Consider the following 12,804-nt stretch of genomic DNA (forward strand, 5'->3'; position numbering starts at 1 on the left):
GTCAGCCTTCCTTCAAAAAGCACTATTTTTGCAGCTAAATTCAGCAGGTATGAGTATTGTAGCCATTGTTGGCCGGCCCAATGTAGGTAAATCGACCTTCTTTAACAGGTTGATACAACGCCGTGAAGCTATCGTGGATGCGATCAGCGGTGTTACGCGTGACCGTCATTATGGGAAGAGTGACTGGAACGGGAAGGAGTTTTCCTTAATAGACACCGGAGGTTATGTTGTGGGGAGTGATGATATATTTGAAGCCGAGATCGATAAGCAGGTGGAATTGGCCATAGACGAGGCCGATGCCATTATATTCATGGTAGATGTGGAAAGTGGTGTTACCGGGATGGATGAAGAAGTAGCTCAATTGCTTCGGAAAAGCAAGAAACCCGTTTTCCTTGCGGTTAACAAAGTGGATAGCGCAAACAGGTTACACGATGCGGTAGAATTCTATTCTCTGGGTTTTGAAAAGTACTATCCTATTTCCGGGATCAACGGTAGCGGAAGTGGAGATCTGCTGGATGATCTGGTAAAGGTTTTACCCGAAACCGAGACCCGCGATGATGACGAACTACCAAGATTTGCCGTAGTGGGGAGACCCAACGCGGGAAAATCGTCTTTCATCAATGCCCTGATAGGTGAAGAAAGATTTGTTGTAACGGATATTGCCGGAACTACCCGCGATAGTATAGATACAAAATACAATAGGTTTGGATTTGAATTCAACCTGGTAGATACAGCGGGGATACGAAAGAAAAGTAAAGTAAAGGAAGACCTCGAATTCTACTCTGTAATGAGGTCTGTACGCGCTATTGAACATTGCGATGTGATCATGCTTGTGTTCGATGCTACCAGAGGCTTCGACGGGCAGGTGCAAAATATATTCTGGCTTGCAGAGCGCAATAACAAGGGAATTGTGATCCTGGTGAACAAGTGGGATCTCGTGGAAGGAAAAGACAATCGAACTACCAAAGATTTCGAAGCTTATATTCGCAAACAATGCGAACCTTTTACAGATGTTCCTATCGTTTTTATTTCGGCATTGACTAAACAACGGATCTTTAAGGCCATCGAGACTGCGGTTGAGGTATTCAAAAACAGGAGTAGGAGAATAAAAACCTCCCAGTTGAACGATATCATGTTACCAATTATACAAACAACACCTCCTCCGGCTCTTAAAGGAAAATACGTAAAGATCAAATTCTGTACGCAATTACCAACGCCACACCCGTGCTTTGCATTCTTTGCGAATCTTCCACAATATGTAAAGGAACCTTATAAAAGATTTCTGGAAAATAAACTTAGGGAGCATTTCGATTTTACCGGAGTGCCCGTTACTATCTACATTAGGAAGAAGTAAAAATTTCACATTAATTTTACCTCCATTTATAACAATTATATTATTTTTTAGGTTTATTCGATTCTGCGGAAATTCCATGAGATCTTGTACTAACCTATATTATAATATAATACGAACGTTGGTTTGTATTGCGTTTCTATTTTTTGGAGGCACCTCTATGGGTCAGAATAAGAAGGATTATTCTCATCTAATAGACTCTGCAGATGTTTATATACATTCTCATCCTGAATTAGCTCTAAAATACTTGGATTCAATTCCAACCCCTCCCAGCCGATCGATCGAAGGTCGTCTAGCAGACTATTATTTGTTAAAGGGGATGTTGTATCACAAATCCGGAGAACAAGCTAAGTTATTTAACAGCTTTATTCAGGCCGTTAAATACGGTGAAATGGAGAAGAACTACGATGTAGCCGGGCAGGCAAGCTTAGATCTTTTTTCAAATGCGTACTCGCTAAACAAAGATTCGACAGCCTTTAAGTTTTTAGAACAGGCCAGGGAATTTTACACCTTGGCTAATAACCAGAACGGCTTAGTAGAAGTTGAGCAAATGCCGGCTTATATGGCCTTTCAGGATCATCAGTATGAGGAAAGTAATAGACTGATTTTGGAAAACCTCGATCTATATAAAAATGTAGAAGAGGATGCCTATTACTATCTGTTTGCCCTTTTTATGTTGACCTCCAACTATATCCATCTTGGCGATACAGTAAATAGTGAAAAATATTTTCGAATTTTTCAATCCTTACAAGACAATACGACCATAGCACCGTACAATTACAGATCATACGAAGTTGATCTAAATATTTGCAACAGTCACCTTGCATTAGAAAATAATAATTTCAATTTAGCATTAGATTATCTAGCTGAAGCGTCCAGATCGAAGGCATTCATGGAACATGTTTCAGTAAAGGAATACTATACTTTATACTCAGATACTTATGAGCATATTGGAAATATTGAAATGGCAAATATCTACAGGGATTCTTTACGGGATTATGAAAAGATGTTGTTGGAAGATAACATTTCAGCGAGTTTTGAGATTCACGAAAACTTGATAAAAACTGAAGGAGAACTAAAAATTGAGGAAGCTAAAAAACAGCGAAATCTTCTTTTCGCACTGTCTATGGTTGCTGTCTTAATAGTTCTTATTGTAATTTTCAGTCTTACTTATACCCGCTTATTAAACAAGCTCAAAGGCTTATTTTCTCAATTGAACAAGACATCTTATTTAAATAGAAACCAGGAAAGGCTTAATGCAAAAGTTCAGGGTTTGGAAGATCTTATCAAGGATTATAAAAAGCAAATGAAAAAGATTTCCCTTACTAATGATGTAGGAAAACAAAGAAACATGATCAGGGAATTATACAGCGAACTTAATTTAAAATCCTCAACGCTACTTAGTAACGAAAAACATCTTGAGATTGTAAATGATAGTAACGCAGAATTCTTTATAAATCTACGAGAACAAAGCCCTCAGTTAACAGAACTTGAAACCTTGGTTTGTTATTATTTGTTTTTAGATTTCAAGAATAAAGAAATCGCGGTTTTTTTAAATCGTTCCGTTCGTGCCATAGAAAGTATTCGATATCGTCTGGTAAAAAAGCTCGAGCTTGAAAAGAATGGAGAATCTCTTGTAGACTTTCTTCATAAAGCTGTAAATCCTTAATAAAAATCTCTTCTTCTCTAATAGATCTGATTTCCTGAACGTCGGTTTAAACGTTAAAAATACAAGCTGCGTAGTAAGTGAGTAGTATATAATTTCAATACAAGTCTATTGATTATTAATCTTTGTTCAACTAATTATTCAATTCGTTTTACATATAAATTACTTACTATGAAATTAAAGAATTACTTGTCCTTAATAGGATTTGGTTTTGTTGCTTTTTGGGCACAATGCCAGGAAATAGAAACGAGTGAGGTGATAGAGGTGAGATCACCAGATGGTTTTTTTGTAACAGCGCCGATGACCTCATATCCTCAGGTTGATCCGAGAACCGTTCAGAAACGAGAAGTTCCTAGAAACGGTTTAAGCAAAAAGGCTCTGAAGAAACAGGAATTTAATCAAACTATAGCCCCGAGTTCAACTACCGAAGATCCAATAGCTCAAACCGCTCCGGCAACTCGATTAGGAAACCCTCCAATTGTGAATTTCGATGGAATTAATATAGATATAAGTCCGCCGGACCCAACCGCAGCTGTAGGGCCAGATCATGTGGTTCAAATGACTAACGGGTTGTGGAGCGTTTGGGATAAGAACGGTGTTCAGGAGCCGGGATTCCCGAAAGACATAAATGACCCTCTTGGAGGTGTTGTAGCTGGTGATCCAATCGTGCTATACGACAGGGAGGCCGATCGTTGGTTTATTTCACAATTTCAGTTACCGGGAAGTAATCAATTTAAAATAGCAGTTTCCACAACTTCCGATCCCACAGGATCATATTCAGTATACAGCTATGATGTGCCGGAAAACGACTATCCTCATTATAGTATTTATGGAAATAGCTACATAGTTACCGGGAATTTTAACCCTACAGAATCCGGACGATTTTACGCGTTTAACCGTCAGAAAATGATCGATGGTGACCCTACAGCCGAAATTGCAACCTTAACTCTTCCAAATTACATTGGTAGCGGAGGTTTCCAGGCGCCGCAACCTGCTCACTCGGAAGGTGCAGGAATTGCAGCAGGACCTGCTCCCATAGTTTGGTTTCAGGATGATGCTTGGACCGGAGTAGCGAACGACCACATTAAAGTATGGGATCTTAGCATAGATTGGAATAATCCCGGAGGGGCTGTAGTATCTGCACCTCAGGAGATCATGGTCTCTGCTTTCGATTCGTTCCTGGATGGAACAGGAGGGGACCCATTTGCAGTCCTGGAACAACCTGGAACCGCACAGCGAATAGATGCAATAGTATTCGCCATATATTTCCAAACGCATCGCTACGACTTTGGAACACACGAATCACTACTGTTAAACTTTCCGGTGGAAATCACAGATGGATCTCAGATCAGCGGGATTCGATGGATAGAACTAAGAAGACCAACTCCATCAGATCCATGGTCTTTATACCAGGAAGGTACCTATCAGGATGCAGGAGGTGAAAGTGTATTCTTATCCGGGATGGCTATGGACCAGGAAGGGAATATAGCTATGGGCTATACCAAGACCGGTGCTACAACATTTCCTTCATTATACTATACAGGCAGATTGGCTTCAGACCCTCTTGGAACTATGACGCTGGCCGAAGAACTTATAGTGGCCGGTACAACTTCTGTAACATCTAATTCCAGATATGGAGACTATTCTCAACTTAGCCGCGATCCCAACAATGATCTGGTTTTCTGGTTTACCGCAGAATATTCGGGAGAGCCTAGAAAGACAAGGATCGCTTCTTTCAAGATTTCGTCAACATTGTCGGCCGATGAATTAGACCTGGACAAGTCTGAACTAATAGTGACCTCCTCCGATCAGGAAAATTTTGAGATCACCTTGTTCAACAATACCACGAGGGACATTTTAAGATTATCTGTGTACGATGCTTTGGGTAACCGTGTAATTTACGAGCAAATTGAGAAATCTACACCGTCTTATTACCGTACAAATATCGATATGTCTGCAAAAGCTTCAGGTGTTTATATTGTTGAGCTTGGTAACGCCAAGACGAAAGTTAACTCTAAGATCATAGTTCGATAAATATAAACCAGGTCTCTATTTATAGAGACTAAAAACAAATAATTTAATGAAATTAATAAGAAGTGTTGTACTGGTTTTCATCTGCTCTTTATTTCTCTTTTGTAATTCAACCAAAGAACCCAAGATGGATTATGAGAATGGGGTAATTGTGGAGACTCGATCGGATAAGAAGATGAAGGCTGAAGGATACAATCTTGGCATCATCCTGAATTCAGAGGTTGAGGGTGACTGCCCATATGTGATCCAGTTAGTTTCCGATCCAAATACCATGTTCGACCCTATCGACCTATCAGAAGATCATAAGGTGAATGGGCAGAAGGTTTGGTTTACTTATAACCCCCTTCGTATGAAAAACAGATGCGACAAAGCAAACCCGGTTAGTTTAGAAAAAATTGTGATTAAAGATGATTAGTTTATAATTAATTGGTTTTAAGGCCTCTCCGGAGGCCTTTTTTTGTGACTTTTTTTTATTTCTGAAGATTCCTAAAACCGCCTATTCGGTATAGTATATGGAAACTAAATGAGATTAATTGTTCGGCTGTAAATGACCGTCTAAATTTCAGCAAAAAGTAAAAAGTAAATTTTCGGAAAATAGCTACCTAAGGAAACTATTCGACTGTTCAAATACCCGGATAGCAGCAAAAGATTTACTGAAATATTTAAGACTTAGATTTTTGATCTTCTAAGGATCTGAAATAAAGAGAACTATAAGAAATAATTAACATTCTCGGTTTTGCGTAGCGATTTAAATTAGACTACTTTTATCGATTCACGTTACTTTCCTTTTTATTAATCAATGCGATGCAAATCCCCCACATTTGACTCGATTTCTGCTTATTTTATTTTCTAACAAAAGAATGACTTTTTTAGATTTTCGTATCACTTGCGCATTTATTTTAATGTCAATAGATTAATTAATCTCAGTAAAAAATTAAACACTGTTATTCTAACAAAGGTGTTTTGAGGCACTTTTTTGTAGGATAAAACGCACTATTTGTTAAAAAACCGGCTAAAAAGTTAATTTTAAGTGCATTTTGTCGAAATAATATGCATTTAAACGATGTTTTCTTGTATAATTGTATGAGAGAATTGTAAAGCCCCTGATTTGTAACTGCTTATATAGTTCTTCTTTTAACAATTTGTTTCGCATTAGCGATTATGTTTTATCCAAAGACAGTTAGTCTTTAAGAACCTCACACTTATAGAATAATTAGTTTGATCATGTTGTAAACAACCCTACATGAACAGGAAAACGACCTACTTAGTAATATCCCTATTCACTAGCTTCTTCGCATTACAAGCGCAGATTCAGGAACCTTTTGCTGTTCGATATAGCCAAACACTTAACGGAGATTTCACTATTATCGCTAACAATGTGATCTCCAGAACTGCAACCGGAAACTATAATGGTCCGGGTAACAATCACGATTTTCAGAATAATGTTTATGTAGATATAGATAGCGACCCAACCACCTTTAATTCCAGTCAGGCGAATTTTACCAACCCTACTTCCAATGGTGCATGTGTTACCATTTTCAGGGCATTCCTGTATTGGGCCGCCGTCGACGTAGAACAACCTAACGGTAGCGATAATCAGCCAAACTGGAACTTCGACGATGTAAAACTTATGCTTCCCGGGGAGACAACCTATTCTACAATTACCGCAGATGATGTGATATTCCGTGGCCGTACTACACATTTCAGTAACGACCCTTATATCTGTATGAAGGACATCACTTCACAGGTACTGGCATTGCCCAATAAGTTTGGAACTTACACAGTTGCCAATGTAGAAGCAGCAGAAGGTACCGTGGCTCACGACCCCATGGTGGGTACCACCGGCGGATGGCAGATCGTATTTGTATACGAAAGCCCCGGACTTCCTGCCAAGAACATCACCTTAAATGATGGTTATGCACACGTTACCAACATAATCAACAACATGGATATTAATTTCAGTGGTTTCCAAACCACACCTGTTGGTAATGTGAATGCTAAATTACTATTCGGAGCCCTGGAAGGTGACAGAGGTTTGAGTGGTGACCGCCTGAGAATATTGGATGCATCCAATAACTTCGTGGATCTAACTGCTCCACAACGAACCGCAAATAACTTCTTTAACAGTAGAATTACCGTTGGTAATGGAAACTTTGTAGACCGAAGTCCGGCAAGTACAAATACTTTAGGGTTCGATGCTTCGGTTTTCGATTTGGATAATACCGGGAATTCGATAATAACGAATAACCAAACCAGTGCTACAGTACGAATTTCTTCGCAGAATGAGGTCTACGGAATTTATCTCCTCGGTCTCGCAGTTGAAGTATATAGCCCCAGCCTGGATCCCCTTGTCATTGCACAGACTTCCGGTGCCAACCCGGCAAACCCTGGCGATACCCTGGGCTTTAGTTTTACCTTTGAGAATACGGGAAATGACGATGCGATAAACACAACATTAAGTACGGTAATTCCTCCTCAAGCTTCCTTATTGCCTATAACCAATTTACCCAATGGGGTCACCTATAACTATAATCCACCTACCGGAGACCTGGTGTTCACTGTTGCTAACGGATTTCTGGATGTGGGAGATCCTCCCATTTCGATCGATATGGAACTAGAGGTTAACGACGAGTGTTATTTTCTCGAAACAGATTGTACCCTTTCTTTCGATCTACAATTTACGGCTACTTATTCGGGTGCTCAGAATCCTAACCTAATCACCTCTATAAGTACTTCAGATCCTATGTCCTGTACCGCGTTACCATATACGGTAAACATTAATCAGCCAATAGTGAACTGGCTAACGCCGGCAGGTGCGCTGGACGTTACTCTGGATTGTGACGATACAACAGGATTAAGTCAGGCCCAAAGCTTAGAACCTGTACCGGATAAATGTACATTTACCCTTAACAAAACATCCGGACCATTCGTACCCGGAAGTTGCCCAAGTACCGGAACCTATACAAATACCTGGAATTTTACAGATGCCTGTGGAGTGACCATTGCCAATTATGTGCAAGTGATCACCATTGCAGATAACGAAGATCCTACGGCTAGTAATCCGCCTGCTATCAATGTACAGTGTGTGGCCGATATACCGGCCCCCGATCCTGCTGTGGTGACCGATGAAGCCGACAATTGCTCAACCCCGACCGTAGCATTCGTTAGCGATGTTTCAGATAATCAATCTTGTCCGGAGACCGTAACGAGAACCTACAGCGTAACCGATGCCTGTGGAAATTCCATCAATGTTACTCAGCAGATCGTAATTCTGGATGATATTTTACCTACGGCCAGTAATCCAGTGACAATACAAGTTTCCTGTATCACCGATGTACCCGCCCCGGATCCTGCCGTGGTTACAGACGAGGCCGATAACTGTTCAACCCCGGTTGTTGCTTTCGTTTCAGAATCGTCCGATAATCAAAGTTGTCCCGAAACCATTTCAAGAATATACAGCGTGACCGATGCCTGCGGGAATTCCATCAATGTCACCCACCTGATCCAGGTTCAGGATGATATTTTGCCAACCGCAAGTGATCCGGCTCCCATCCAAGTGTCATGTATCACCGATGTGCCTGCCCCGGATCCTGCTGTGGTCACAGACGAAGCCGATAACTGCTCAACACCTGTAGTAGCTTTTGTAATGGATAGTTCGGATAATCAAAGTTGTCCTGAAACCATTTCAAGAATCTATAGTGTAACCGATACCTGTGGAAATTCCATTCAAGTGACCCAACAAATTGTTGTCCAGGATGATATTCTGCCAACAGCCAGCAATCCGTCACCAATAACTGTGGAATGTTACGGAGATATACCAATTCCGGATATCGGTGTGGTAACCGATGCCGCCGATAATTGTTCGGTTCCAATTGTGGCTTTTGTGGAAGATGTATCAGACAATGGTCTGTGCCCGGAAATAATTACAAGAAGCTATAGTGTTACAGACACTTGTGGAAATAGAATTATCGTGGAACAACAAATCACCGTACGTGATGAAACCCCACCTCAATTAAGTTCTTCTCTGGAACCGGAGATAACTGTTGGTTGCGACGAAATGCCGGATGTGCCGGACCTTACATTTACCGATAATTGCTCAACGAACTTGCTGATAGAATATGATGAAGAGATCATAAACCTGAATGAGCTGGATTATAATATTATCCGAACCTGGTTCGTCACAGACGAATGTGATAATCGTAGTGACTATACTCAATTGGTTATGGTTCGACCCGAACTCGAATCGGATTCTGTATCACTCAATATTTGCCCCGAGGACGATCCGGTCAATCTGGAAGGTCTTATTGAGAATACTGCAAATCTAAATGGTACCTGGGAGAGCGAATACCTGGATCAATTGGATGGAACGGTATTCGATCCGTCCGGTTTCGAATTTGGAGAATACAGCTTCAAATATACATATACAGAGAACGACTGCGAATGGTCTACTAATATTGAGTTATCCATTAACGAGTCTTGTATAAATTTCCCATGTATTCAGTCTAAAGATGACATTGAAATATCAAAATTAGTATCTGCCAATAACGATGGAATCAACGATTTCTTCGAGGTTACCTATGCCTTAGATCCCAACAGCAACGAACCGTGCGATATCTCGGTAAGTGTGGAGATTTTCAACAGATGGGGAGCAAGAGTTTTTAAAGACGATAATTACAATAACGACTGGTACGGAGTTGCCCCATCGGGTGCCTTTGGAGATGCTACGTTATTGCCAACCGGAACTTACTATTACCTCGTTACCCTGAATAATAGCGGCTTCGACCCAATTCAAGGTTTCATTTTACTAGGAACAGAATAAATGAAAGCGGTTAAAAACATATTACTTTGCTTACTAGCCTTTTTTGTGCTACAGAGTACCTATGCTCAGCAGACACCGCAGTTCTCTCAATACATGTATAATACCATTTCGATCAATCCGGCTTATGCAGGATCTAAGGAGGTTTTAGTGGTAAATCTTCTGAATAGAAATCAGTGGATGGGCGTTGACGGGGCTCCTGTTACACAAACCCTTTCTGCACATAGCGGTATCCCCGGATCCAATGTGGGGGTAGGATTGTCTGTGATCAACGACAAACTGGGATTTGAAAGAACCACTTATGTATATTCAGACGTGTCGTACAAGCTCAACCTGGATCATTACGATGAATACAAACTCACCTTTGGTGTAAAGGCCGGTTTTAGAAAATACAGCATAGATGAAGAATTACTGAACGACCCAAATTACGCCAATGATCCGTTCCTTATGGGTGCCGATTTTAAATGGGATCCCAACGTAGGAGTAGGGGTCTATTTTAGAGGTGAATCATTCTACCTGGGTGTTTCCGCTCCGCGATTGCTTACCTACAGGGGAAGTTCCGAATATTTCTCCCTCGAACGAATTACCTACTATGTGAACGGAGGATATGTAATGGATGTAAATCCGCATCTTATCTTTAAGCCCGCATTTATTGTGAAGTACACAAATGGGGCACCTGTATCCTTCGATTTTTCGGCCATGTTCCTTATCAACCAGAATCTATGGCTTGGAGGATCCTACCGATTTAAAGATTCATTTGGTGCACTGGTGAATTTCAGGATCGCCAAAGGAGTGAATGTGGGTTATGCCTACGATTATGTAACTTCAGGACTTAATACCGCCACGTTTGGCTCGCATGAATTAATGCTGAATTTCGAATTCCTTTGGCCAAGACCGCGATGTAAGTGCAAGGATCTGTATAATTGAGTTAGTAGTTAGATGCTTCTATGCAACGAATAATCAATTCACAACCAACAAATCACAAATGAATTCCAACGATCCATAAATCAAATTTGGACATTGGTACTTCAATATTATTTGATTTTTAGAGATCTGTGATTTTCTCAATCACTGATAACAGTCAACTCACCAACTCCCACTGGCACCACCGCCGCCAAATCCGCCACCGCCAAATCCGCCACCAAAACTTCCGCCGCCGCCCCAGCTGCTTCCCGATCCACTGCTCCAGCTACCGCCTGTTCTACCCGCATTGCTAAGTACGATGATGTCCCAGAGACTTCCCATTCCACCGCCGCTATTCCCGCTGCCCCCATCGCGATTCTTATTACGTGCATTAATGATGATGATAAGGAAAAGAACAAAGATCGCGATCATGATCAAGGAGGTGTAAGGAAAATTTCTCTGCAGTTCTCCATCAAATTCTCCCGAGAGCATATCTATCATTACTGAAGTCGCCTTATCCAGGCCGGCATAGTAGTTCTCTTTTTTGAATTCCGGGATCATGTAATTATTAATGATCCTTTCGGCCATTCGATCCGTAATGCGGTATTCGATCCCGTAACCTGTGTTGATATCGACGGTGCGGTCGTCTTTTGCCAGGAGGATCAAAATTCCATTGTCGGTATCCGCCTGCCCAATACCCCATTTATGGCCCCATTTGGCGCCGAGAAGCGAAATATCCTCCCCTTTGGTGGTACTAATGATCACTACCACGATCTGAGTTGAGGTAGTATCGGCATAATTAACGAGTTTCGTTCCCAGGGAACTTCGCTCGCTGTCGCTAAGTAGCTCGATATAGTCGTATACCGCTGTTTGTTTAGAATTTGGAGGTATTTCGGGGATATCGAACTGAGAAACGACAGTTTCAGAAACAAAAAGAACTGATAAAAAAAATAAGTATCTAGAATATTTCTTTAAGGTCGTTAGCATCTATCCTACCGAAATTTTATCCGGGAGCTCATTTTTGTCGTTACCACCGTGAGGAAAATACATCTTCAGTTGTTCTCCGGCCATGAGTATACCATCAACCAGGCCTTGTTTCACGTTTCCGGATTTAAACTGATCTATGATCACATCCTTGGTGGATTCCCAAAAACCCGGAGGTACAACATCGTTAATACCCTGGTCACCCATGATCACGAGCGTTCGATCTTCCACGGCGACGTAGATAAGCACGCCATTGCTCAATTTTGTGTTATTCATATGTAGAAAATCGAATACTTCGGCGGCTCTCTCAAAGGCATCAATTTCTGAATGTGCCTCGAGGTGTACCCGAATTTCTCCTGAAGTATTCTTTTCTGCCGATCGAATGGCTTCGATGATCGCTGCTTCTTCCTCAGCACTGAGGAAATCTTCTAATTTAGACATCTAACTTACTGGTTAAAATTCTACAACCGGAGCCTCTTCCGAACCTTCTTTCGCTTCAAAGTATGCGTGTTCTTCAAATCCCAGCATCCCAGCAAACATGGAGGCTGGAAATTTCTTGATCCGGGTGTTATAGGGACGGGCCATTTCGTTATATCGATTTCGTTCCACATTGATCCTGTTCTCCGTGCGTTCGAGTTCGTTGATGAGTTCCTTGAAATTTTCGTTGGCTTTCAGATCTGGATATCGCTCGAAAACTGCCAGTAGTCGGGCAAGGGCAGAGGTTAAACCGCTTTGCACTTCCTGAAACTGTTGCAATTGTTCCGGGGTGATATTAGAAGGGTCGATAGTCACCGAAGTAGCCTTACTTCGAGCCTCTGTGACTTTTATTAGGGTTTCCTGTTCAAATTCGGCATAGCCTTTAGCAGTGTTCACAATATTGGGAATTAGGTCGGCTCGCCTCTGATACGAACTTTCCACATTACCCCATTGAGCAGATACACCTTCGTTTAATTCGACAAGGGAGTTATTGAGATTCATAAGGTAGAAACCCCCTATAGCGAGGAGCCCCACAATAACGATCACGGGTAGCCATTTTTTCATGTTCTTCCGGGT

Annotated in this window: 9 protein-coding genes; 6 read left to right on the top strand and 3 right to left on the bottom strand. The window is 41.3% G+C overall.

Going from position 1 to position 12,804, the window contains the following annotated elements:
* Nucleotides 1-49 precede the first annotated feature (49 nt).
* From der to C5O00_RS08215, 6 genes are all read left to right on the top strand, one after another.
* Nucleotides 50-1,354 (top strand): ribosome biogenesis GTPase Der, encoded by a 1,305-nt coding sequence (gene der / locus C5O00_RS08190; protein ID WP_105216396.1) that lies wholly within the window; start codon nt 50-52, stop codon nt 1,352-1,354.
* Between the two features lie 244 nt (nt 1,355-1,598).
* Nucleotides 1,599-3,020, top strand: coding sequence for a helix-turn-helix domain-containing protein (locus C5O00_RS08195; RefSeq protein ID WP_158676808.1), 1,422 nt, complete (start codon nt 1,599-1,601; stop codon nt 3,018-3,020).
* Between the two features lie 168 nt (nt 3,021-3,188).
* The gene (locus C5O00_RS08200) at nt 3,189-5,051 is read left to right on the top strand and encodes a T9SS type A sorting domain-containing protein (protein WP_105216398.1); all 1,863 of its coding nucleotides are present in this window, start codon (nt 3,189-3,191) and stop codon (nt 5,049-5,051) included.
* Between the two features lie 46 nt (nt 5,052-5,097).
* Nucleotides 5,098-5,463 (top strand): hypothetical protein, encoded by a 366-nt coding sequence (locus C5O00_RS08205; RefSeq protein WP_105216399.1) that lies wholly within the window; start codon nt 5,098-5,100, stop codon nt 5,461-5,463.
* A gap of 828 nt (nt 5,464-6,291) precedes the next feature.
* Nucleotides 6,292-9,867 carry a T9SS type B sorting domain-containing protein gene (locus C5O00_RS08210; RefSeq protein WP_105216400.1) on the top strand — a complete coding sequence of 1,192 codons (3,576 nt, stop codon included), beginning with the start codon at nt 6,292-6,294 and terminating at the stop codon, nt 9,865-9,867.
* Nucleotides 9,868-10,791 (top strand): PorP/SprF family type IX secretion system membrane protein, encoded by a 924-nt coding sequence (locus C5O00_RS08215; RefSeq protein WP_105216401.1) that lies wholly within the window; start codon nt 9,868-9,870, stop codon nt 10,789-10,791.
* 159 nt (nt 10,792-10,950) lie between these two features.
* On the opposite strand, the gene C5O00_RS08220 is transcribed toward C5O00_RS08215, so the two are convergent.
* From C5O00_RS08220 to C5O00_RS08230, 3 genes are read right to left on the bottom strand one after another with little or no spacing between them, the layout of a single operon-like run.
* A complete protein-coding gene (locus tag C5O00_RS08220; protein ID WP_105216402.1) occupies nt 10,951-11,754 on the bottom strand; it encodes a TPM domain-containing protein in 804 nt (267 codons plus the stop codon).
* Nucleotides 11,755-12,192, bottom strand: a complete 438-nt coding sequence (locus C5O00_RS08225; protein WP_105216403.1) for a TPM domain-containing protein — start codon at nt 12,190-12,192, stop codon at nt 11,755-11,757.
* Between the two features lie 12 nt (nt 12,193-12,204).
* Nucleotides 12,205-12,792 carry a LemA family protein gene (locus tag C5O00_RS08230; RefSeq protein WP_105216404.1) on the bottom strand — a complete coding sequence of 196 codons (588 nt, stop codon included), beginning with the start codon at nt 12,790-12,792 and terminating at the stop codon, nt 12,205-12,207.
* Between the last annotated feature and the right edge of the window lie 12 nt (nt 12,793-12,804).

It is taken from the genome of Pukyongia salina, from assembly GCF_002966125.1.
Classification (GTDB): Bacteria; Bacteroidota; Bacteroidia; order Flavobacteriales; family Flavobacteriaceae; genus Pukyongia; species Pukyongia salina.

What these genes read in the sequence shown, in the direction of transcription:
- C5O00_RS08220 (WP_105216402.1), bottom strand. Translation starts at nt 11,754, where the DNA reads ATGCTAACGACCTTAAAGAAATATTCTAGATACTTATTTTTTTTATCA.
- C5O00_RS08205 (WP_105216399.1), top strand. Translation starts at nt 5,098, where the DNA reads ATGAAATTAATAAGAAGTGTTGTACTGGTTTTCATCTGCTCTTTATTT.
- der (WP_105216396.1), top strand. Translation starts at nt 50, where the DNA reads ATGAGTATTGTAGCCATTGTTGGCCGGCCCAATGTAGGTAAATCGACC.
- C5O00_RS08230 (WP_105216404.1), bottom strand. Translation starts at nt 12,792, where the DNA reads ATGAAAAAATGGCTACCCGTGATCGTTATTGTGGGGCTCCTCGCTATA.
- C5O00_RS08200 (WP_105216398.1), top strand. Translation starts at nt 3,189, where the DNA reads ATGAAATTAAAGAATTACTTGTCCTTAATAGGATTTGGTTTTGTTGCT.
- C5O00_RS08210 (WP_105216400.1), top strand. Translation starts at nt 6,292, where the DNA reads ATGAACAGGAAAACGACCTACTTAGTAATATCCCTATTCACTAGCTTC.
- C5O00_RS08225 (WP_105216403.1), bottom strand. Translation starts at nt 12,192, where the DNA reads ATGTCTAAATTAGAAGATTTCCTCAGTGCTGAGGAAGAAGCAGCGATC.
- C5O00_RS08215 (WP_105216401.1), top strand. Translation starts at nt 9,868, where the DNA reads ATGAAAGCGGTTAAAAACATATTACTTTGCTTACTAGCCTTTTTTGTG.